Origin of the sequence: Breoghania sp. JC706, from assembly GCF_037026715.1 — a bacterium.
GTDB lineage: Bacteria > Pseudomonadota > Alphaproteobacteria > Rhizobiales > Stappiaceae > Breoghania.
In genome coordinates this window covers 167,198-189,278 of sequence record NZ_JBANCG010000002.1, presented here as the reverse complement: position 1 = coordinate 189,278, position 22,081 = coordinate 167,198, and the positions used below count along the sequence as shown (strand labels likewise).

Genomic DNA, 22,081 nt, shown 5'->3' with positions numbered 1-22,081 from the left:
AGGGCTGAGAGACAAGATCTGAACGACACCAGAGATTGAGACTCCTGCCTTCTGAACAGGGAAGGGAGTACCATGAATCCGCCCGCATTCGATCAACACGCCATACCCTGCCCGCATTGCGGTGCGACCAACACGATCACGACGGTCGAGATTCCGGAGCGGATGCAGATCGACTGTTCGGCCTGCCAGGCGCCTCTTGGTTCCTGGGGCGATATCCGCTCAAAGATGCCGCAAGTGGACCGCAACGTCGTCGGTTGATGCAAGCGACACCCAGGATCTCCGACACCACAGGTGATCCGGACACCCGGCGCGGCTCGGAAGCATCGACACCTTCCCGCCCCCGGTCATCGACGCCTTTCCGCCCCCTCTCCCCACGGCCAGCGTTCGAATGAAGCCGTCGGAACGCATCTTGAATGCCCCTAAGGGCGTCGAAAACCGTTCACGATCAATTCACTAAGCATCGCCTTGTCGCGGCGCTTGCGCGTTGCGTTCGGGCTTAGCCGCCTGAACGACAAGCCCGCGCGCCGGATCCGGCAGGACCTTGCCGCGAAAAGGCAGCGCTATACCGCCTCTGACTCGGCAAGAACCGCCGCCAGATTGGCGGCCGGCTCGATGCCGAAGCCCGAGGCCCGCGCCATCTCATCGACGGCGGCAACGATCTCGGCACGCGGCTGGTTCGCCGCCCAGTGCAGCGGCCCGCCCTTGAGCTTGGGGAAGCCGTAGCCGTTGACAAGCACCACATCGACATCGGACGCCCGCGCGGCGATGCCCTCGCCAAGCAGCAGCGCTGCCTCGTTGACGATCGCGGCCATGATGCGCGAGACGATCTCGTCAGCGGCGAAGGAGCGGCGCGTAATGCCCTTGGAGGCGGCGGTGTCGGCGATGATGATCTCGACTTGCCGATCCGGGACGGGCTTGCCGCTGGCATAGTCGTACCAGCCGGCCTTCGTCTTGCGCCCGAAACGGCCCATCTCGCACAGCACGTCCGGGATCTCGACATACCGCGCCCGCGGGTCGCGCGTCGGTGCCAGGCGCTTGCGCCGGGACCAGGCGATATCGAGGCCCGCGAGATCGTAGACCTTGAACAGACCCATCGCGAAGCCGAAGCCTTCCATGGCCGCATCGACCTCCCACGGCAGCGCCCCTTCCTCGATCAGGAACTCCGCCTGCTGGCGATAGGCCGCAAAAACGCGGTTGCCGATGAAGCCTTCGCCGACGCGGGCGACGACCGGCAGCTTGCGGATGCGCTTCGACAGCGCCAGCAGGCTTGCCAGCACCTGCGGCGAGGTCGCTTCGGCGTCAATCACCTCCACTAGCCGCATGACGTTGGCCGGATTGAAGAAATGTAGGCCAGCGACGCGAGAGGGATGCTTCGTGGCGCGGGCGATCTCGTCAATATCGAGGTAGGAGGTGTTGGTGGCGAGGATGGCGTCGTCGCGAACGATGCCGTCGAGCTGCGCGAACAACGCCTTCTTGGCATCCATGTCCTCTATGATTGCCTCCACGACGAGATCGCAGTCGGCCACGTCATCGAGTTCACCGGGATGGATGCGCTCGACAAGATCGGAGGCTGAGGCGATACGCCTCCGTTCGGCCAATTCGTCAGCCGCATCGGCAAGCGCGCTCATCGCCGCCTTGAGAAGGTCCGCATCACGCTCGCTGAGGCGCACGGTCAGGCCGGCTTGCGCGAAGGCGAGCGCGATGCCCTGCCCCATGCGGCCGCCGCCGACAATGCCGACGGTTTCGATCGCAACCGGCTCGACGCCCTCGGGCACCTTGGTGGCCGCGCGTTCCGCGAAGAAGAGATGGCGCAGCGCGCGCGACTGCGGTCCGCGACGCAGGCGCAGGCTCGCCTCACGTTCGGCCGCGAGTGCTTCCGCGACCGGCATCGTGTGGGCGCGCTTGACCGCATCGATGGCTTCGCCAACGGCAAGCGCTCCGCGCGCTTTCCGGCGCGCCTCTTCTTCCGCCGCAGCGACCTCCGGCGCGGAACCCGGACGGGCGGGCAAGTCCCGCAGAACGCGCTTGTCTCCGCCGAGGCCGGCAAGATGCGCTATCGCCGCCTCCAGAAGATTCCCGTCGGCGATCGCATCGATCATGCCGAGCTTCAGTGCCTCCTGAGCCTTCACCCGGCGTCCGGAGGACACGAGATCGATCGCCCGGGCCTGCCCGACGAGGCGCGAGAGCCGAAGCGTGCCGCCCGCGCCGGGAATGAGCCCGAGGGTGACTTCCGGCAAGCCGACGGCACAGCGAACCGTGGCAACGCGCGCATCGCAACCAAGCGCCACCTCGTAGCCCCCGCCGAGCGCCGCTCCGTCGATGGCGGCAATGACGGGCACGGGACACGCTTCCATCTTCGCGATCACGTCTGGCAGATGCGGCTCTTGTGCCGGCGCATCGAACTCCCGCAGATCGGCACCGCCGACGAAATTGCCACCGGCCCCCGTCAGCACGACGCCCGCAAGACCCTGCATATCGAGCCCGGCGAAGGCCGACAGAAGCGCTGCGCGCATGGCCATGGAGCCGGCATTGACCGGAGGAAAATCGATCGTCATCACGGCGACGTCGCCGATCTGCGTGTTGCGGCGTTCGACGTGGACGGTGTCGTGCGGTTCATGGTTGGGCATGCGGGGTCCCGTTTCTTCTTGGTGTTTGGCAGTGAGGCGGGGAGAGGGAGACGCGGTGCGCGGCAAGGTTCAGCCGCGACTGTCCTCCCGGATCATGGCGGCCGCCTTGTCGGCGATCATGATGGTGGGCGAGTTGGTGTTGCCGGAGGTGATCGTCGGCATGACCGAGGCGTCGGCAACCCTGAGGCCCTCGACGCCGAAAACGCGAAGCCGCTCGTCGACAACGGCCATGGGATCGGAAGAAAGTCCCATTTTGGCCGTGCCGACGGGATGGAAGATGGTGGTGCCGATATCGCCTGCGGCCTTGGCGAGCGAGGCATCATCATCACCGACAGAGGGGCCCGGCAGGTATTCTTCGGGCCTGTATTCGGAGAACGCGGGCGCGTTGGTGATGCGGCGGGCGATGCGGAGCGAACGCGCTGCGATCTCGCGGTCGCGCTCGCTCGCAAGATAGTTCGGCGCGATTTCCGGCTGGGCGCCCACGTCCCTGTCGGTGATGCGGATATGCCCCCGGCTTTCGGGACGCAGGTTGCACACGCTCGTGGTGATGGCGGGGAAGGCGTGCAGCGGATCGCCGAACTTGTCGAGAGAGAGCGGCTGGACGTGGAATTCCAGATCGGCGCGCTCAACATCTTCGCCGGAGCGGGTGAAGATGCCGAGCTGCGAAGGCGCCATGGTGAGCGGGCCGGAGCGGTTCAACGCATATTCGATGCCCATCCAGGCGCGGCGGAAGAGATTGGCGTAGGTCTCGTTCAGCGTTCGCACGCCGGAGACCTTGTAGATCATCCTGAGTTGCAGGTGGTCCTGCAGATTGGCGCCGACGCCCTTGCGATCCGCTATCACCGGAATGCCGAGCGACTGAAGATGCGCGCCATCGCCGATGCCGGAGCGCTGCAGAATCTGGACGGAGCCGATGGAACCGGAGGCGAGCACGATCTCGCGCCGGGCGACGGCGGAGCGGCGCTCGCCGTCCTGGATCCATTCCACCCCCGTGGCCCGCGTGCCGTCGAAGGTCAGCCGGTCGACGGCGCAACCGATTTCCAGCGTCAGGTTCGCCCGCTTCAGGGCGGGCTTGAGGAAGCCACGCGCGGCCGACCAGCGCACACCGCGACGCTGGTTGACCTGAAAATAGGACGAGCCCTCGTTGTCGCCGCGATTGAAATCGTCGATCTTCGCAATGCCGCACTCCTCGGCGGCGTCGCGGTAGCGATCCAGCACGTCCCAGCGCACGCGCGGCGGCTCCACCCGCCATTCGCCGCCCGCGCCATGCAGGTCGGAGGCGCCGAGAAAGTGATCCTCGTGCGCCTTGAAGATCGGCAGCACGTCGTCCCATCCCCAGCCATTGAGGCCGAGCTGGCGCCAGTGGTCGTAGTCGCCCGCCTGTCCGCGCATGTAGATCATGGCGTTGATGGCCGAGGACCCGCCGATGACCTTGCCGCGCGGATAGATCAGCGAACGGCCGTTGAGGCCCGGCTCGGGACGCGTGCGGAAACACCAATCGGAACGCGGATTGTTGATGGCGAAGAGATAGCCGACGGGGATGTGGAACCAGATCCAGTCGTCGCGCCCGCCGGCTTCCAGCACCAGCACGCGAACGGAGGGATCGGCGGACAGACGGTTGGCCAGCACGGAGCCGGCCGAGCCGGCGCCCACCACGATATAGTCGTACGTCTCCCGCCCCATGGCGCCCTCCCCCCAACGAATGCCCTCTCCCCAGGGCGTTCTCATCGTTGAGCATTGCAAGGCCGCTGCGTCAAGCGTTCACAGGTTGTCGAGGCCGCGCAAAGGCCTCCGTTCAGCCATCGGACGCGGGCGCGCTACCCGCCACCGGCCGCGCCGGATTGCCGACCACGGTCACGCCGGCCGGCACGTCACGGGTCACAACAGCGCCCGCCCCAATGATGGCATCGTCGCCGACCGTCACGCCCGGCAGGATGATCGCACCGCCGCCGATCCAGACGTTTCGCCCGATGCGGACCGGCCTGCCGGACTCAACACCCCGGCTGCGAAGTTCGGGATCGCGCGGATGATCGGCGGTGAGGATCTGGACCCTCGGCCCGATCTGGGTGCCCTCGCCGATCTCCACCGCGACCACATCGAGCACGATGCAGCCGAAATTAACGAAGACATTCCGGCCGACGCTGATGTTGTAGCCGTAGTCGCAGTGAAACGGCGGCCGGATGACCACGCCCTCGCCGACGGCGGCAAGAAGCTCCGCGAGACGGTCACGCTGCTCAGCGGCCGGAACGGCCTGACGGGCATTGAAACGATCCATCCAGGCGCTTGCGCGTTCCCGGTCGGCGACCAGCTCCGGGCAATCGGCCCGATAGGGCTCTCCGGCAAGCATCTTGTTCTTTTCGCTCGTCATTCCGTCACATCTCCAGCCGCGATCAAGGTGATTCCAATGGGCGAAAACGCCCGCCGCAAGGCGCTCTAGAACGGGCAGGGATCGACGAACGTCATCGGCTCGCCGCCGGAGGGATGGCGGATAGTTAGCGTTTCGGCATGAAGCTGAAGCCGCGGCGCACCGGCGAAGGCGTCGTCGTCGGCATAGAGCGCATCGCCCAGAATGGGATGACCGAGATCCGCCATGTGAACGCGCAGCTGGTGAGAGCGGCCGGTTTCTGGCAGCAGGCGCACGCGCGTCGCGCCCGCCTCGCGCGCCTCCACCCGCCAGCGCGTCAGCGCCGGCCGGCCCTCGATGAAATCGACGATCTGCTTGGGGCGGTTCGGCCAGTCGCAGCGCAACGGCTTGTCGATGGCGCCTTCGTCGGCTGAGATCCTTCCCCGGACGCGTGCGACGTAGCTCTTGGAGAGCTTGCGGCGCTCGAATTGCAACCCCAGATGGCGATGGGCCGCGCGGTTGCGGGCAAAGACCATGACGCCGGAGGTGGCGCAATCGAGGCGATGGACGAGCGTTGCCTCCGGATAGAGCGCGTTCAGGCGCACGATCAGGCAGTCGGCGTGTTCGGCGGCCTTGCCCGGCACCGACAAAAGGCCGGAAGGCTTGGCCACGACGAGAATGTCCGCATCCTCGTAGAGAACGACGGGCGGGTCTTTCGGCGGGTCATAAAAGAAGGGGCGTTGCTCCGGCATGGCGCTGGCGTTACCAGCCCGGCCTGCGAGCGTCAATTCGCCGTTTCCTGCGGCGGAGCCGTATGAAACGCCGCGGATCGGAAGGGCGATAAAAAAACGCCCCGCCCGGAGCCAGAAGCGCCACGGACGGGGCGTTCTTACGCGTGGAACAAGCCGGCTAAAACACCGGCCATCAATTTTCATGCCGGGATCTAAAGTCTTCCTTTGACACCACGTTAATATATATATTGAAACATATTAATTTAAACATGACCCCGGCACGGGTACTTCATATTATAAATAAATAAATTCCTTCCATTTGTGACTCACATCGGTGTCACTGATATGACAGCGTGAGCAAGTCACCTGTCGGCCGGCTTTTGAAATGACGATCCAGCCGACGATGATTCACCCTACCACAACGTCATACGCGTTTCTACATTTGGTTGTAAAAATTCTATTCTACATTTTTTACGTGTAATCGCGCCGATGCGAACCCGGATCCGGCAATGCCGCAAGGGAGCCACATGCGGATTGCATGGACTCCCGCAGCTCTCAAAGGGGCGATTTCCGGAGGCTTCGGATCAGAGCTTTCCGGTCAGGGCCGCGTCGAAGATCGCCCGCGCGCCCTCCTTGGTGAGTTCCACCGGGTTTCCGCCCGCGGTCGGATCGACGACCGCCATTTCGGCAATCAGATCCGCTTTCGCATCGTCCAGCCCGAGTTCGGCGATGGTGTTCGGGATGCCGAGGCTTTCGCGCATTTCCATCACCCAGGCGAGGAAGCCGTCGAAGCTCGCCTCCCTCAGTTCCAGGAACGCGGCAAGCCGACCCATCTTGCCCTCGATGGCGCTGCGGTTGTGGACCAGCACGTAGGGCATGAAGACCGCGTTGGTCAGGCCGTGATGGGTGTTGTAGAGCGCGCCGACTGGGTGGGAGAGCGCATGGATGCCGCCGAGCCCCTTCTGGAAGGCGGTCGCCCCCATGGCGGCGGCCGACATCATGTGCGCGCGGGCCTCGATATCGGAGCCATCCTTGTAGGCGCGCGGCAGGGCTTGCCTGACGAGGCGCATGCCCTCCACCGCGATGCCTTCCGACATCGGATGGTAGGAGGGCGCGCAATAGGCCTCCAGGCAATGGGCGAGCGCATCCATGCCGGTGCCGGCTGTAATCGCCGGCGGCATGCCGACTGTCAGCTCCGGATCGCAGATGACGATCTTCGGCAGCATCAGCGGATGGAAGATCACCTTCTTGGTGTGGGTCTCCTCGTTGGTCACCACGCCGGCGCGCCCGACCTCGGAACCGGTGCCGGCCGTCGTCGGCACGGCGACGATGGGGGCGATGCCGTCGGCGTCCGCGCGCTTCCACCAGTCGCCCACATCCTCGAAATCCCAGATCGGACGCGTCTGGCCGGTCATGAAGGCGATGCACTTGCCGGCATCGAGCGCGGAACCGCCGCCGAAGGCGATGACGCCGTCATGCCCGCCGGCCTGGTAGGCGGCAACGCCCGCAGCGACATTGGCGGAGACGGGATTGGGCTGCACGTCGGAAAAGAGCTGCGCCTCCATGCCCGCCTCCTTCAGCACGTCGAGCGCGGCGGCCGTGATCGGCAGGCCGGCAAGGCCAGGATCGGTGACGAAGAGCGGCCGGGAGATGCCGGCGGCGGTCGCCGCCTTGGCGAGTTCCTTGATGCGTCCGGCGCCGAAGCGGATGGAGGTTGGATAGGACCAGTTGGCTGAAGGCGATGTCGTCATGATGGACCCGTTGAAAGGAAGATGAGAAAGGAGACGCGGCCCGTGCTGACGAGACCGCGCCCGGGCATTTCCGGCAGGAGCGCGCCCGATCAGATCTCGGTGCGCAGGTGATAGGACTTAGGCCGCGTCAGGTTCTCGTAGCCGATGGAGGAGAGTGCGCCGCCGCGACCGGTATCCTTCACGCCGGTCCACACGAGCCCGGGATCAACGTAATCGCAGCGGTTCATGAAGACCGTGCCGGTTTCGATCTGGTCGCCTATGGCCGCCGCGACGCCTTCGTCCCTCGTCCAGATCGAGGCGGTGAGGCCGTAGGGGCTGTCGTTCATCAGCGGGATGGCGTCCTCGTCGCCATGCACCTTCATGATGCCGACGACGGGGCCGAAACTCTCCTCGCGCATCACCGACATCTGGTGATCGACATTGACGAGCACCTGCGGCGCCAGATAGGGCGAGCCGGGCTTGTCCATGGCGAATTTCGAGGTGTCGATGAGCGGCGTGGCCCCCTTGCGCACGGCTTCCGCCGTCTGCTCGCGCACCCACTCGGCAAAGCGCGTCTGCGCCATCGGCCCGAGCGTCGTCGCCTCTTCCAGCGGATTGCCGAGCACGTACTGCTTCGTCATGTCGACGAAGCCCTCGACGAAGCGGTCGTAGACGGCCTCGTGCACGTAGACGCGCTCGATGCCGCAGCAGCACTGGCCGGAATTGAAGAAGGCGCCGTCCACCAGACTGGCGATGGTCTGGTCGAGGTCCGCATCCGCGCGAACGAGCGCCGGATCCTTGCCGCCGAGCTCCAGACCGAGGGTCGCGAAGGTGCCGGCGGCCGCCCGCTCGATCGCCCGGCCGCCCGCCACGGAGCCCGTGAAGTTGATGTGGTCGATATCGCCGGAGCCAAGCAGGGCTTCGGTCTGGGCATGCGAGAGCACGATGTTCTGGAAGAGGCCCTTGGGCAGGCCGGCCGCATCGAAGGCCTTCTGGAAGCGTTCGCCGACGACGAGCGTCTGCGCCGCGTGCTTCAAGAGCACGGCATTGCCGGCCATCAGCGCCGGCATGATGGTGTTGACGGCGGTCAGGAAGGGATAGTTCCACGGCGCGATGACCATGACGAGGCCGACGGGCACGCGCTTCACGTAACGGGTGAAGCCGGCCTTTGGCGCGGGCACCACGTCCTTCAGCGCGCTTTCCGCCAATTCCACCATGTAGCGGGTGCGTTCCTCCACGCCGCCCATCTCGCCGCCGTAGCGCACCGGCCGGCCCATCTGCCAGGCAAGCTCCGGCACGATCTCCCCGTTCATGGCGAGAAGCGCCTCGAGCGCGGCGAGGACGTATTTCCCGCGCTCGGCGATGGAGACCCCGGCCCATTCGGCCTGCGCGGCCTTTCCGGCCGCCACCGCATTGGCGATGTCACCGACGGAGGCGACAGGCCGCTCGACATAGACGGAGCCGTCGACGGGAGAGACGAGTTTCACGGTTTCGGACATTTCGATGTTCCAGGTTTGATCGGCTTTTTGGCCTTGGTCGTATTATGCGGTTTGGAAGGAGCGTTTCGGCCGAAGTGCCGCGCCACCTCACCACTGGTCACCTTCCCACTCAATATCTCTCGAAGCCGCGCTTCAACTCCCAATCGGTGACGCGGCGGTCGTATTCCAGCTGTTCCCATTTCGCGGTGTGGACATAGTGGTCGACCATCGCGTCGCCGAACGTTTTCCGCATCAGTTCAGAGCCGTCGAGCGCCGCCGTCGCCTCGCGCAGGGTTTTCGGGATTTCGCGAAGATCCTCGCCCACATAGGCATCGCCCACATGGGGACTGCCAAGCTCCAGCCCCTCCTCGATGCCGGCGAGCCCCGTGGCGATGAGCGCTGCGAAGGCGAGATAGGGGTTGAGATCGGCGCCGCCGATGCGGCACTCGGTGCGGATCGCCTTCGTCCCCTCACCGCACAGGCGGAAGCCAGCGGTGCGGTTGTCGCGCGACCACACGAGCTTCGTCGGTGCGAAGGTGCCGGATTGAAACCGCTTGTAGGAGTTGATGTAGGGCGCGAGGAACACCGTCATGTCGGCCGCATATTTGAGCTGGCCGGCCATGAAACTCTTCATCAGCGCCGACATGCCGTAGTCTGCACCCTTATCGTAAAAGAGCGGCGTCTTGCCGGCCTTATCCCAAAGCGAGGCGTGGACATGGGCGGAGTTGCCGGCGAGCTCGTAATCCCATTTCGCCATGAAGGTGACGGCCTTGCCGGCCAGATGCGCGATCTCCTTGATGCCGTTCTTCAAGACGACATGGCGGTCGGCCATCTCCAGCGCATCGGTGTAGCGGACGTTGATCTCCTCCTGACCCGGTCCCCACTCGCCCTTGGAGTTCTCCACCGGAATGCCGGCCTCCTGCAGACCGTTGCGAATGGCGCGCATGACGCCTTCTTCCTTGGACGTCTGGAAGATGTGGTAGTCCTCGATGTAGCGCCCGGCGGTATCGAGATCGCCATAGCGCTTCTGTCGCGCGCTCTCGTAGGTCTCGTCGAACAGGTAGAATTCCAGTTCCGAGGCGAAGAACGCGCGAAAACCCTTTTCCTCCAGCCGGTCGATCTGGCTCTTGAGGATCGCGCGCGGGGAATGGGGCAGCGGCTCGTGGTGGTGGTGATCCAGCACGTCGCACAGCACCAGAGCTGTGCCCTCAAGCCACGGAATGCGCCTCAGCGTCGCCATGTCCGGCTTCATGACGAAGTCGCCGTAGCCGGTCGCCCAGTTCGTCGCCGCGTAGCCCGGCACCGGCTCCATGTCGATGTCGTTGGCGAGCAGGTAGTCGCAGCCGTGGGTTTCCTCATGGCCGCCATCGACGAAGAAGCGGGCATGGAAACGCTTGCCGATCAGGCGGCCCTGCATGTCGGTGAAGCAGACGAGGACCGTATCGATCTCGCCGGCGTCCACGGCCCTTTTGAGATCATCGAACGAAAGATTGCCAGACATGGAGACCGTCTCTTGTTGCGGCACGAAGGCCGGGAATAGTGGCAGTCGGCTCCCCCTTGTTGGGGGGGCGAGAAAGGTCCGGGCATCTGAGATGCGAAGCCCGGGACCGGTGTCGCAGCGCCACTCCCGTTCTCTCCGCCGTCATTGCCCGGCTTTGTCCGGGCAATCCAATCCGGTCGCCATCTGCGCTGCGACCTGCCATGGATCCCCCGGACAAAGCCGGGGATGATGGAGGGTTGGGAGCAAGAAGGCCGCCTAGCTGTAGCGATAGGGCCGGCCGGCCTTCTTCATGGCGGCGGAGTAATCGCGCAGGATCTTCACCACCCTGGCCTTGCGCTCGCTTTCCGCCGCGATCTCGTCCCAGAACTCCTGGGCGGCGTCTTCCACCGTCTGCCATTCTGCATCGGGAATGGTGGTGAGCTGCATCTTGGTGCCTTCAACGCGCAGCTTCGCCTCGCCGCCCCAGTACCAGTGCTGGCGGTAGTAGTGCGAGCTGTCCATCGCCAGCTTCAAAAGCGTCTTGAGGTGATCGGGCAGCGCCTCGTACTTCTCGGAATTGGCGAAGAACGAGCCGATCCAGGCGCCGCAGATGTTGTTGGTGAGGAAGTACGGCGTCACGTTCGCCCAGCCGACCGTGTAATCCTCGGTGATGCCCGACCAGGCGATGCCGTCGAGTTCGCCGGTCTGCACGGCGACTTCCGCGTCCTCGTAAGGAATGTTGACCGGCACGACGCCGAAGCGCGACAGGAAGCGGCCGGCGGTCGGGAAGGTGTAGACGCGCTTGCCCTTCAGATCCTCAAGCGAGCGGATCGGGTCCTTGGTGTTGAAGTGGCACGGATCCCAGGAGCCGGCCGACAGCCACTTGACGCCCTCGACCTCGCCGTAGGCCTCTTCCCAGATCTCGTTGAGGCCCCACTGGTTGAACAGCACCGGCACGTCGAGCGAATAGCGCGTGGCGAAAGGAAAATAGCCGCCGAAGACGGCCACATCGACCGGCGCCGCCATGGAATCGTCGTCCGACTGCACGGCGTCGATGGTACCGTTCTGCATGGCGCGGAAGAGTTCGCCCGTCGGCACCAGCTGGTCAGCGGTGTAGAGTTCGATCACCATCTCGCCGTTGGCGACCTTGTTGAAGTCGTCGATCGCCGGCTTGATGACGTGCTCGGCCAGAGCCGGGCCGGCATAGGTCTGCAGGCGCCACTTGATCGGCGTCTGGCCATGAACGGCGGGTGCGGCAAGCGTCGAGGCACCCGCGGCGGCAGCCGTGGCCAGACCGGCGTTCTTCAGGAAGTCGCGTCTGTTGGTCATGTCTTTCATTCCCCTGCTGGTAGTTCACGGGCCTGCCGGTCGGTTTTGGTCTGACGCCTTTGCCGGCAGCGCCTGTCTTTCGTATCGAACGTCCTCTCCAGGTGCCCGGGGTCGCCCTGCCCCGGTGTCTTGTTTTGTCGCTAGCGGCTGTAGACGAGATGCGGCAGCCAAAGGGCGATCTGCGGAAATGCGGTCACAATGATCAGAGCCAGGATCATCACCCCCACGAAGGGGATGACCGAGCGATAGATGTCCATCAATGAGACCTGGGGCGGGGCCATCGCCCGCATCAGGAAGAGATTGTAGCCGAACGGCGGGGTCATGTAGGCGATCTGGCAGGTGATCGTGTAGAGCACGCCGTACCACACGAGATCGAAGCCCAGCGCCCTGACGAGCGGGATGTAGAGCGGCGCGACGATGACGAGCATCGCCGTGTCGTCCAGGAACATGCCCATGATCAGGTAGGAGAGCTGCATCAGGATCAGGATCTCCCAGGGGCTGAGTTCCAGCCGGTCGACGAAGAAGGCCTCGATCGCCTTGACCGCGCCGAGCCCGTCGAAGACCGCGCCGAAGGCAAGCGCGGCAAGGATGATCCACATGAACATGCAGGAGATGCCGAGCGTCTTCTGCGTGGTCTCGTGCAGCACCTTGAAGGTGAGCCGTCCGCGCACGAGCGCGGCCAGCATCGCACCGAGCGCGCCGACGGCGGAGCTTTCAACGAGGCTCGTCTTGCCCGTCACGAAAAGCCCCATCATCGCGGCGAAGATCAGGAGCGGGATGATGCCGGCGACCGCGAAGCGGAGCCTGTCCTTTGCGGTGAGCTTCTCGCGGGCCTCCCTCTCCAGCGCGGGACCGTATTCCGGGGTGATCCAGCAGCGCACAGCGATGTAGAGGATGAAGAGCGCGGCCATCAGCAGCCCCGGCAACGCGCCGGCGAGCCAGAGCTGGCCGACCGGCTGGCGTGCGATCATGCCGTAGAGCACGAGGACGACCGACGGCGGCACCAGGATGCCGAGCGAGGAACCGGCCTGGATGACGCCGGTGACCATCACCTTGTTGTAGCCGCGGCGCAGAAGTTCCGGCAGCGCGATCGAGGCGCCGATCGCCATGCCGGCGACCGAAAGGCCGTTCATCGCGGAGATGATCACCATCAAGAGGATGGTGCCGATGGCGAGCCCGCCGTTCACCGGTCCCATCATCACATGGAACATCTTGTAGAGATCGTCGGCGATGCCGGATTCCGACAGCATGTAGCCCATGAAGATGAACATCGGCAGGGTCAGCAGCGGATACCACTTCATCAGCTTGATGGAGGCGGAGAACGCCATTTCCGAGCCGCCGGTGCCCCACAGCAGCAGCGAGAAGATGACCGCGACGAAGCCAATGGCGCCATAGACGCGCTGACCGGTGATCAGCAGCACCATCATCGTGGAGAACATCAGGATGGCAATGAGTTCGTAGCTCACGAGAGGCTCTCCCCGCGGGCAACCGCCAGATCCTTGAAGAAGATTGCCAGCGCCTGCAGCAGCATCAACGTGATGCCGATGCACATGATCACCTTGATCGGCGCCATGTAGGGCCGCCACGAGGAGTAGCTGCGCTCGCCGTACTCGAAGGCATAGATGGTGGAGGAAATGCCGCCGTAGAGCAGCACCACGAGATAGACGAGCAGGAAGATCACCGTGATCGCATCGATGATGGCGCGCGAGCGCGGCGACCAGCGGCCGTAGACCAGATCCATGCGCACGTGGTCATCGGCCTGAAGCGACCAGGCGCCGCCGAGCATGTAGTAGGCGACCATCAGGAACTGCGCCATCTCCAGCCCCCACAGCGGCGGGATGAAGAACGAGTTCATGAACGACGAATAGAGCAGGATGCCCATCATCGCGAAGACGAGGTACATGGCGAAAAGGCCGACGACGCGGTTCACCGCATCGACCCATCGCACGTAGGTCCTGATTGCTTTCGGCACAGCCAACGTTCCCTGTCGTGGTGCCCCGTCGCCGGGGATGTCTGCCCTGTCTTTTTCGCAGTGGTCAGACCTGTTCCTTGATGACCGCCTCCCGAGCGGATGCCAGTGCAACGGCAAGACGCTCCGCCCAGGCGCGCTGGGTCTCCTTCGAAGCGATCTCGTCGTTGCGGATCTCGATCATCACGCAGGCATGCCCGCGCGCCTCGCCATGCACGGCGAGCGTGTAGTAGACCCCGTCGTCGGGCGAATAGGGCGCGTTGTCGGCAACAACCAACGTCGCGTCCCGGCCCAGTTGTTCAAGCAAGATATCGGCCAGCCGGCGGTCCCTGTCCGACAGGATGCCGACATGCCAGGGCCGCTTCGTGCCCTTGTAGACGGGCGTATAGCTGTGCACGGCGACGAGCAGGCTTTGCCGCCCCTCGCCTTCGCGGTCGTCGAGCAGCGCGTCGATGGCCTCGTGATAGGGACGGTGCACGCGCTCGATCCGGCGCTCGCGCTCGCGCGGATCTAGACCCGCATTGCCCGGGATTCCGGTCGTTTCGCTGATTTCGGGAATGAGATCGGGCGCATCGGCCGCGCGGTTGCAGTCGATGACGAGGCGCGACACCGTGGGATGGATGAGCACGGCGTCGAGCCGCTCGCTCAGCGCCTGCGATACGGCCAGCGCGCCGGGATCCCAGGCGATATGGCTGCGCAACGCCTCGGCGGACAGGCCCATATCGGTGAGCGGCAGGGGAATGTCGTTGCAGGCGTGATCGCACAGGATGACGAAGTCGGAAGCGCCAGCCGCGTTCGACACCACGACCGGCCTGTATTCCGCCGAAACCGGATCACCCGCCATGCGCTCCCCCAAGCACTCGTCCCACGCTCTCGCCCAATGCCCTGTCCCAATGCCTTGGCCAGAGCATCCCCAATCCGCCGCCAGCGGCTCCACCGCGCGCTTGCGACAGCCCGCGACCTCCGTAACGAATGTTACAGAATGGTATTTTTCATCGTTCTCTTTTTGAGATATTACAGTGTCGGACGGCACTGTCAATTTCGACCAGAGGGGAAAATACGTTGGGGCACTTTGTCCAGCAGGAGCGGGCGTCATGACGATGGCGACGCGTGGCCAGAAGACGGGGCAAACGGGGGGACAGGAAACGGTGGCGGAGGCCATCCGCGCCGGGCTGCACGAACTGACCGCGACGGAGCAGAAGGCCGCACGCACGCTGCTGGCGGGTTACCCGGTCACCGGCCTTGAAACCGTGGCGGAATTCGCCCGGCGCGCCTCGGTCAGCGCACCGACGATCCTGCGCTTCGTCGCCAAGCTCGGTTTCGACAGCTATCCCGACTTCCAGCGCGCACTGCGGGCGGAGTTGAACGCCCAGCTCGCCACCCCGCTTGCCAAGCGCGACATCCCGCAACAGCCCGCAGCCACGGGAAGCGACGCCTTCCTGGAACGTTTCCGCTCCGCGCTGGCCGACAATCTGGCGCAGACCTTCGCGCATCTGCCGGGCGGCGAGTTCGAGGCGACGGTCAAGCTGGTGGCGCAGACGCGCGGACAGATCTACGTGATCGGCGGCCGGTTCACCGATGGACTGGCGCGCTATCTCTCCGCCCACCTGAGGATCGTGCGCCCGGGCGTCATCCACCTCGCCGGGCAGGCCGACAACTGGCGCGACCAGCTGCTCGACATGTCGCGCAAGGATCTGCTGATCGTCTTCGACATCCGCCGCTATTCCGACGATCTCGCCCGCTTCACGGCAGCCGCGGCAAAGCGCAATGCACCGATCGTGCTTTTGACCGACCAATGGCTTTCGCCGATCGCCGCCCATGCCCGGCACGTGCTCGCCGCGCGCGTGGCGGCGCCCTCCAACTGGGATTCCACCGTGGCGATCCTGGGCCTGGCGGAAGCGCTGGTCGCGGCAACGACCGAAGCGCTGTGGGAAAGCGCAAGGCCCAGAATCGATGCGCTGGAGCGGATGCGGGAGGGTTAAGGGGGTGATGGGGCGCCCTGCGGGCCCGGCCGCTTTCCGTCAGCCGTCCTCACGCGCTGTTTCCTGCCATGCGCGGATTGCCTCGGTATGATCCTTCTCGCCACCGATCGCGTCGCGGGCTGAGAACCAGATCCGGCTGGTGGTTTCAACGAGTGGCAGGTCGAGACCGAGACCTTGCGCGAGATCGGCCGCGATGCCGACGTCCTTGGCGAGCAGGGCAAGGGCGAAGCCGGAGGCATAATCCTGCGTCAGCACCTGCGACTTGATCGTGCTCTCGGTGGAGAAATTGCGCCCGGTGGAGACGTTCATGATGTCGATCATCACGGCCGGGTCGAGCCCGAAGCCCTTGCCCGCGATGAGCGCCTCGGAGGCAGCGGCAAAGCCTGCGGCGGCGACGTAGTTGTTGAGCGCCTTCATCGCGTGGCCGGAGCCGAGCGGGCCGGTCTCGAAGATGTCGCGCCCCATCGCGCCAAGCACCGGCCGGGCCCGGCGCGCCTCGGCCGGATCGTCGGCGCCCAGCATGATGGCGAGCGTGCCGTCGCGGGCGCGCGGAACGCCGCCGGAAACGGGGGCATCGACCAACGCGACACCGCGCTCGCGCAAGGCCGCGCCCAGTTCGCGCGTGCCGAGCGGATCGGAGGACGACATGTCGATGAGAAGGGCGCCAGGCGCGAGAGCGGACGCCAAAGCCTGGTCCGCCGCGCCGTCCGCCCCGCCATTTTCCGCGCCCAGCAGCACGCGCCGGACGATCGCGCCCGTCGGCAGCATGGTGACGACGATATCGCACATGGCACCGAGATCGGCCGGCGTGCGCGCCGCCTGCGCCCCGAATTCGGCGGCAAAACGCGCGGCGCGGTCGGGATCGGTGTCGTAGACGCCAAGCTTGAAGCCGGCGCGGGCGAGATTGGCGGCCATCGGCCAGCCCATGTTGCCGATGCCGACGAAGCCAATCCGCTCCGCCGACGCGTTGTCAAGTCGTGAGACCTCCGCCATGATCTACTCCATTCCCAGTTCTGCAAACACTTCGCCGGCCGCGCGGTGGCCGTCGACCGAGGCGGGAATGCCGCAATAGAGCATGGAATGGACGAGGATCTCGCGGATCTCCTCCTTGCTGAGCCCGTTCTTCAGCCCGCCGCGAACGTGGGTCTTGATCTCGTGCGGACGGCCGAGGGCGACCAGCATGGCAAGCGTGATCATCGAGCGCTGCTTGCGGTCGAGACCCGGCCGGTTCCAGATCTCGCCGAAGCAGTAGCGCGTGACCATGTCCTGCAATGGCCAGGTAAAATCCGTCGCGGCCTCGGTCTGCTGTTCGGCTCCCTCCGGCCCGAACATTGCGCGGCGGACCTCAAGCCCGCGCGCGAAGGTGTCGTCGTTTGGCATGTTTTCCTCCCCATCCCGTGCGCCGACGATCGGTGCACGACCTCCTCCTAGGTAATGCCACGGAGATCCGCTGCCAGGAACGGTAGCGGACCAAGCGGCAATTACTTGCCATATTAATCAAATAGCAGGGAGAATGAACAGTCGTTCCTTGCGCCTATGGCGCCGTCTGGGACGACTGTGGGGAATAAGCGGCAAACGCTCAGCCGTTGACGTATTGCCGGGTCAGCCAGTCCGCGACCAGTGCGGGCCGGTCGATGCCCTCGATCTCCACAGTGATGCGGTGACAGAAGGTGAATTCGCCGGGCTTTCGCTCTTCCGAAGAGACGAGTTGCACCCGCCCGCGCACCCGGCCGCCGGTCGGCACCACATGCAGGAAGCGCACCTTCTCGAATCCGTAGTTGATCAGCATGCCCGCGCCCTGAATGGCCGGTTCGGCCTCGCGCGCCATGCGGGTGAGCAGCGACAGGGTCAGGAACCCGTGGACGATGGTGCCGCCGAAAGGGCCGTCCTTGGCGGCGCGCTCGGCGTCCACATGGATGAACTGATGATCGAACGTCAGATCGGCGAAGGTGTCGATCATGGCTTGCGTGATGGTGATCCAGCCCGATACGCCGACTTCCTCACCGATACGTTGCGCATAGGCATGCGCATCAACTCTCTGATCCATAACTGGTTCCGGCATCCGTTTCTGACTTACCACAGTATATGCTGCACTGCAGCGTCAAGGAGATCTCATAGACCAGAAACGTACCGCCCGTAAATTTCAGTTTTTCGCGATCATGAGTTCACGTAGCAGCTTCCTGCGCAACGCCGCGCCGAAATCGCGGAAATCCCGGGCCTCGACGAGAAAGGCGCCGTTGCCGCCGATGACGTCGCGCCGAAAGAAGCCGGCGATGCCGTCGGGCGGCTGGTAGCCCGGAAACACCAGCCGACCGTCGATGCTGGCGATGCGGGTCTGTTCGATGATCGGCAGGCCGTTGATGGTGATGCCGGCCGCCACCGCCTCGTCTCGCGAAACCGCCGCGCGCCCGCCGTCCCAGGCGAGATCGCTCGCCACATCGATCACCATGCGCGCTTCCGGGAACGGACTTTCGACGAGCTTGCTTGTCGCCGCGCGCAGGCCTGCCTCAAGCGCGGTGTTGCCCGCGCTGGTGCGCGGGGCGGCGGCGATCGCAAGGCCGAAGGCGACGGCATCGGCCTTTCCGCGCAGGACCCGCCAGTCGAGTACCGTTTCAACCGCGTTGCGGTCGGAGAACTCAACGTAGCTCACCGCGACACCGCCGGCGGCCTCGATGGTCGCGATGACGTCGGCATCGGCGAAGGCCGTGCGGTAGCCCTCCTTGATCAGAACGTACTCGTTTGCATCGACGCTGTAGGAGACATCCGTCAACAGCACCAGAGCAAGCGGAACGAAGGCATCCGGAACCGCCGGCTCCTCCGCCTGCGCCCGATCCGTACCCCACCCCACGCATACCGCTGCGACCATAGCCGCGCCTATCGCCAAGCTCCTCGCCGACCGCATCTCCGCCCTCCGTCATTGCCCCTCAGCCAACGGACAAGCGCAATTATTGCGCTTATTCGCGCAAAGGCGCAAGCAGTGCGCCTACGTAGATGGCGCAACCGCTGCGGAAGGGGAATGGAGAAGGGCATCGGGACGGCGAGAACGGCTTTTGCCGTCAGGCGCTCGGCCCGCCTTTGGGGGCAAGGCGCATGCGGATATTCTCGTGCGGCAGGCCGTTGTCATCGATGGCGCGCCGCTCGGTCTCGCAAAAGCCCAGAGCGCGATAGAAGGCGCAGGCGGCCCCGTTCTCGGCATAGACTTCGAGCGACAGCTCGCCCTTGCGCGCACAGGCATGGGCCACGAGCGCACGGCCGATGCCCTGCCCCTGTCGAGCTGGGTCGACGAACAGACCGCCGATGAAGGCATCGAGCAGGCCGATGAACCCGACGGGGGCACCCTCAAGGCACGCCACCCAGACATCGGCCTCAGCCAGATAGCTCTCCTCGATGAGCGCCCGCTGGCTGCGCAGAAGCTCTTCTCCCAGAAACCCGTGGGCCTCGAGCGAGGCTTCCAGCCAGATCGCGGACAGGATCTTCATGTCCGAGGGGGCATATGGGCGGATCGAAAGAGGGGAGGCCGTCATGACTGTTCCGGATCTTGGGTGGGCGGGAGGAAATGCGCTCCCGGGAGCGCCGGGACCATCGGCGCGCCGTATAGCAGGCCTGTCACCGCCGCGAGAACGTCGGCGCGGCGACCTTGCCCTTAGGCACTATATTCAAGCCCTCCCCTCATTCGTTACTATCGCTACGGAACCAAGGCCGTATCGCGCACCAAGACGCGAAAACGGCGAAAATCGAAGCCCCGCGAGGACACCGGCGGCACCAGAGCCGGTTCCGCGGCGCCCGGGAGGACATATGCGCATCTTCATAATCATGGCGGCGGCGGCCATGACCGCCGCCCTGGCCGTTTCGATGACGGCCGGAGCCGGGGTGGCCGGCGCGGGGCTCGCCGGCGCAGGGAGAGCCCACGCCGCCGAGACCATCCGCGTCGGCGTCCTGAAATACGGCACGGTCAACTGGGAACTGACGAGCCTCGTCAGCCACGGCTTCGATGCGCAGAACGGCATCGCGGTGGAGATGGTGCCGTTCGCCTCCAACCAGGCGACGCTGGTGGCGCTGCAGGCGGGCGAAGTCGATATCATCGTTTCCGACTGGCTCTGGGTCTCGCGCCAGCGGGCGGCGGGAAAGGACTTCACCTTCGTGCCCTTTTCCTCGTCGGTCGGTGCGCTGATGGTGCCCGCCAATTCCGATATCAGGGAACTTAAGGACCTCAAGGGCCGCAAGGTCGGGGTCGCCGGCGGGCCGCTCGACAAGGGCTGGCTTACCCTGCGCGGGCTTGGCCAGCGCGATGCGGGCTTCGATCCGGCGAGCGAGAACGAGATCATCTACGGCGCGCCGCCGCTTCTGGCCCGGAAGCTCGAACAGGGCGAACTCGACGCCGTGCTCAACTACTGGCACTACGCCGCGCGGCTGGAGGCGAAGGGCTTCCGCCGGGTGCTCGACGCCAACGACGCGGCGATCCGGCTCGGTGCGGAAGGGGCCATTTCCGCAATCGGCTATGTCTTCGACGAGAGCTGGGCCGATGAGCACCGCAAGGCGATGCTCGGGTTCGTGCACGCGTCGCGGCAGACCAAGGACCTGCTGAAGACCTCCGACGCCGCCTGGGAGGAGCTGAGGCCGGCCATGGGAGCGGAAGATCAGGCAACGTTCGAGACGCTGCGCGAGCGTTTTCGCGCCGGCATTCCCGAACGTCCGCTGAAGGCGGAAATAACGGACACCGCCCATATCTACGAGCTTCTGGCCCGGCTTGGCGGCGACAAGCTCGTCGGCCCCGCCACCGAGATGTCTCCCGGCACCTTCTGGCCCGCCCTTGTCGACGGGTCGTGAGGTGAGTGCGGAGACGGTCGGGGAAAGCGCGCGAACGGCGCGCCCGGGTTTGTCGGGCACGGGCCGCGCGCATCGGCGCCGGTGGCGCATGGCTCCCGGCGCGCTGTCGCTGGCGGGCTTCTTCCTCGTCTGGTCGCTGGCTGCCTGGTGGGCGAACGATCCCGACGTGCCCTCGCCGCTTGCGGTCGCCGCCTTCATGGCGCGCGAGGCGTCGACGGGCGAGCTCTTCTTCCACCTCGCGGTCACGCTCGCCCGCGTGATCGCGGCCTTCGCCATTTCCATGGTGGTCGGCACGGCGCTGGGGCTCCTGATGGGCCAGAAACGGACGGTCGACCGGGTGCTAGACCCGTGGCTCATCCTGCTCATCAACATGCCGGCGCTGGTGCTGATCGTGCTGTGCTACATCTGGATCGGACTGAGCGAGGCGGCCGCCATCACGGCGGTGGCGCTCAACAAGATCCCGAACGTCGTCATCACTTTGAGAGAAGGCGCCCGGGCGCTCGATCCGAAGCTTGCCGAGATGGCCCGCGTCTACCGCTTCTCACGGCTGACGACCGCGCGCCACGTGGTCTTGCCGCAACTCCAGCCCTATCTCGCCGCCGCCTCGCGCTCCGGCCTCGCCCTGATCTGGAAGATCGTGCTGGTGGTGGAGCTGCTTGGCCGGTCCAACGGCGTCGGCTTCCAGATCCACCTCTATTTCCAACTCTTCGACGTGACCGCCATTCTCGGCTACGCCTTCGCCTTCGTCGCAGTCATGCTCGTCATCGAATACACGCTGGTCCAGCCCCTTGAAACACGACTTACCCGCTGGCGCGCGAAGCCGGCTTGACGTGCGCATCGACGCAAAGGACTTCGACCGGGTCGACGGCGGCCGGATCGCGGTGCTGCGCGATCTCGCCTTCTCGCTGGAACCGGGCAGCTTCACCTGCCTGATCGGGCCGTCGGGATGCGGCAAGACCACGACGCTCCGGATCATGCTCGGGCTCGACCGCGATTTTCAAGGCGAGGTGCGCCCGCCCTCGCACGACGCCCGGATCGCCGCCGTCTTTCAGGAGCCGCGCCTGCTGCCCTGGTGCACGGTGGAACAGAACGTGAGGCTGGCCCTGCCGAGGGACGCGACCCCCGATCTGAATACGCTTTTCGAAACGCTGGGCCTTGGCTCGATGCGATCGAGCTACCCGGACGAGTTGTCGCTGGGCCTTGCCCGGCGCGTGGCGCTGGCGCGGGCCTTCGCCATCGCACCGGATATCCTGCTGCTTGACGAGCCCTTCGTATCGCTCGACGAGGCAACGGCGAAGCGGATGCGCGCGCTTCTGCTGCAGCTGTGGCGCGGGCGCGGGGTGACCGTGCTGATGGTCACGCACAATGTGCGCGAAGCGGTGGCACTCGCCGACCGACTGCTGTTGATCGACGGGCAACCCGCGCATCTGACCGGCGATGTGCCGCTGCCCCTGCCGCAGGACGCGCGCACGCCGGAGTACATGGCGGTGCTGCTCGATGAGCTTGGCACGGCCCATCCCGACATGCTCCAGATCTAGTGTGCGGCCCCAAAGCTCCTTTGACCGTTTTTCTCTCCTCGCCTAT

Annotated in this window: 21 protein-coding genes; 5 read left to right on the top strand and 16 right to left on the bottom strand. The window is 65.3% G+C overall.

Annotated elements, in window-relative coordinates; translation table 11 throughout:
* Positions 1 to 72 precede the first annotated feature (72 nt).
* Positions 73 to 258, top strand: a complete 186-nt coding sequence (locus tag V2L18_RS04015) for a hypothetical protein (protein WP_336176526.1) — start codon at positions 73 to 75, stop codon at positions 256 to 258.
* A 302-nt stretch (positions 259 to 560) separates the two neighbouring features.
* Here the strand turns inward: V2L18_RS04015 and V2L18_RS04010 are convergent, their stop codons facing one another.
* From V2L18_RS04010 to V2L18_RS03960, 11 genes are all read right to left on the bottom strand, one after another.
* Positions 561 to 2,627 (bottom strand): 3-hydroxyacyl-CoA dehydrogenase NAD-binding domain-containing protein, encoded by a 2,067-nt coding sequence (locus V2L18_RS04010; protein ID WP_336176525.1) that lies wholly within the window; start codon positions 2,625 to 2,627, stop codon positions 561 to 563.
* 69 nt (positions 2,628 to 2,696) lie between these two features.
* Positions 2,697 to 4,310: a GMC family oxidoreductase N-terminal domain-containing protein gene (locus tag V2L18_RS04005; RefSeq protein WP_336176524.1), complete on the bottom strand. Its 1,614-nt coding sequence runs from the start codon at positions 4,308 to 4,310 to the stop codon at positions 2,697 to 2,699.
* Between the two features lie 112 nt (positions 4,311 to 4,422).
* Positions 4,423 to 4,995: a sugar O-acetyltransferase gene (locus V2L18_RS04000; RefSeq protein WP_336176523.1), complete on the bottom strand. Its 573-nt coding sequence runs from the start codon at positions 4,993 to 4,995 to the stop codon at positions 4,423 to 4,425.
* A 65-nt stretch (positions 4,996 to 5,060) separates the two neighbouring features.
* Positions 5,061 to 5,723, bottom strand: a complete 663-nt coding sequence (locus V2L18_RS03995) for an RluA family pseudouridine synthase (protein ID WP_336176996.1) — start codon at positions 5,721 to 5,723, stop codon at positions 5,061 to 5,063.
* A gap of 563 nt (positions 5,724 to 6,286) precedes the next feature.
* Positions 6,287 to 7,453 carry an iron-containing alcohol dehydrogenase gene (locus tag V2L18_RS03990; protein WP_336176522.1) on the bottom strand — a complete coding sequence of 389 codons (1,167 nt, stop codon included), beginning with the start codon at positions 7,451 to 7,453 and terminating at the stop codon, positions 6,287 to 6,289.
* 89 nt (positions 7,454 to 7,542) lie between these two features.
* Entirely contained in the window at positions 7,543 to 8,931 is a 1,389-nt protein-coding gene (locus V2L18_RS03985) for an aldehyde dehydrogenase family protein (RefSeq protein ID WP_336176521.1), read from the bottom strand.
* Between the two features lie 109 nt (positions 8,932 to 9,040).
* Entirely contained in the window at positions 9,041 to 10,411 is a 1,371-nt protein-coding gene (locus tag V2L18_RS03980) for a glutamine synthetase family protein (protein WP_336176520.1), read from the bottom strand.
* Positions 10,412 to 10,666: 255 nt separating this feature from the next.
* Positions 10,667 to 11,719 (bottom strand): TRAP transporter substrate-binding protein, encoded by a 1,053-nt coding sequence (locus V2L18_RS03975; protein WP_336176519.1) that lies wholly within the window; start codon positions 11,717 to 11,719, stop codon positions 10,667 to 10,669.
* A 140-nt stretch (positions 11,720 to 11,859) separates the two neighbouring features.
* Positions 11,860 to 13,185, bottom strand: a complete 1,326-nt coding sequence (locus tag V2L18_RS03970) for a TRAP transporter large permease subunit (protein WP_336176518.1) — start codon at positions 13,183 to 13,185, stop codon at positions 11,860 to 11,862.
* Positions 13,182 to 13,691 carry a TRAP transporter small permease subunit gene (locus tag V2L18_RS03965; protein WP_336176517.1) on the bottom strand — a complete coding sequence of 170 codons (510 nt, stop codon included), beginning with the start codon at positions 13,689 to 13,691 and terminating at the stop codon, positions 13,182 to 13,184. The genes V2L18_RS03970 and V2L18_RS03965 overlap by 4 nt, the downstream gene beginning before the upstream one ends.
* 64 nt (positions 13,692 to 13,755) lie before the next feature.
* Positions 13,756 to 14,532, bottom strand: a complete 777-nt coding sequence (locus tag V2L18_RS03960; RefSeq protein ID WP_336176516.1) for an N-formylglutamate amidohydrolase — start codon at positions 14,530 to 14,532, stop codon at positions 13,756 to 13,758.
* A 250-nt stretch (positions 14,533 to 14,782) separates the two neighbouring features.
* Here V2L18_RS03960 and V2L18_RS03955 point away from each other — a divergent pair, with 250 nt between their 5' ends.
* Positions 14,783 to 15,670 carry a MurR/RpiR family transcriptional regulator gene (locus V2L18_RS03955; RefSeq protein ID WP_336176515.1) on the top strand — a complete coding sequence of 296 codons (888 nt, stop codon included), beginning with the start codon at positions 14,783 to 14,785 and terminating at the stop codon, positions 15,668 to 15,670.
* A gap of 39 nt (positions 15,671 to 15,709) precedes the next feature.
* Here V2L18_RS03955 and V2L18_RS03950 read toward each other — a convergent pair whose 3' ends face one another.
* The 5 genes from V2L18_RS03950 to V2L18_RS03930 form a co-directional block, all read right to left on the bottom strand.
* Entirely contained in the window at positions 15,710 to 16,663 is a 954-nt protein-coding gene (locus tag V2L18_RS03950; RefSeq protein ID WP_336176514.1) for an NAD(P)-dependent oxidoreductase, read from the bottom strand.
* A 3-nt stretch (positions 16,664 to 16,666) separates the two neighbouring features.
* A complete protein-coding gene (locus V2L18_RS03945) occupies positions 16,667 to 17,050 on the bottom strand; it encodes a carboxymuconolactone decarboxylase family protein (protein WP_336176513.1) in 384 nt (127 codons plus the stop codon).
* A gap of 199 nt (positions 17,051 to 17,249) precedes the next feature.
* Entirely contained in the window at positions 17,250 to 17,717 is a 468-nt protein-coding gene (locus V2L18_RS03940; RefSeq protein WP_336176512.1) for a MaoC family dehydratase, read from the bottom strand.
* A 96-nt stretch (positions 17,718 to 17,813) separates the two neighbouring features.
* The gene (locus V2L18_RS03935) at positions 17,814 to 18,536 is read right to left on the bottom strand and encodes a DUF1194 domain-containing protein (protein ID WP_336176511.1); all 723 of its coding nucleotides are present in this window, start codon (positions 18,534 to 18,536) and stop codon (positions 17,814 to 17,816) included.
* Positions 18,537 to 18,726: 190 nt separating this feature from the next.
* Positions 18,727 to 19,194 (bottom strand): GNAT family N-acetyltransferase, encoded by a 468-nt coding sequence (locus V2L18_RS03930; RefSeq protein ID WP_336176510.1) that lies wholly within the window; start codon positions 19,192 to 19,194, stop codon positions 18,727 to 18,729.
* A gap of 271 nt (positions 19,195 to 19,465) precedes the next feature.
* Here V2L18_RS03930 and V2L18_RS03925 point away from each other — a divergent pair, with 271 nt between their 5' ends.
* The 3 genes from V2L18_RS03925 (at position 19,466) to V2L18_RS03915 (ending at position 22,035) form a co-directional block, all read left to right on the top strand.
* A complete protein-coding gene (locus tag V2L18_RS03925) occupies positions 19,466 to 20,497 on the top strand; it encodes an ABC transporter substrate-binding protein (protein ID WP_336176509.1) in 1,032 nt (343 codons plus the stop codon).
* A gap of 88 nt (positions 20,498 to 20,585) precedes the next feature.
* Complete coding sequence (locus tag V2L18_RS03920) at positions 20,586 to 21,326, top strand: ABC transporter permease (protein ID WP_336176508.1); 741 nt, start codon at positions 20,586 to 20,588, stop codon at positions 21,324 to 21,326.
* A 1-nt stretch (position 21,327) separates the two neighbouring features.
* The gene (locus V2L18_RS03915) at positions 21,328 to 22,035 is read left to right on the top strand and encodes an ABC transporter ATP-binding protein (protein ID WP_336176507.1); all 708 of its coding nucleotides are present in this window, start codon (positions 21,328 to 21,330) and stop codon (positions 22,033 to 22,035) included.
* The last annotated feature ends 46 nt before the right edge of the window (positions 22,036 to 22,081 follow it).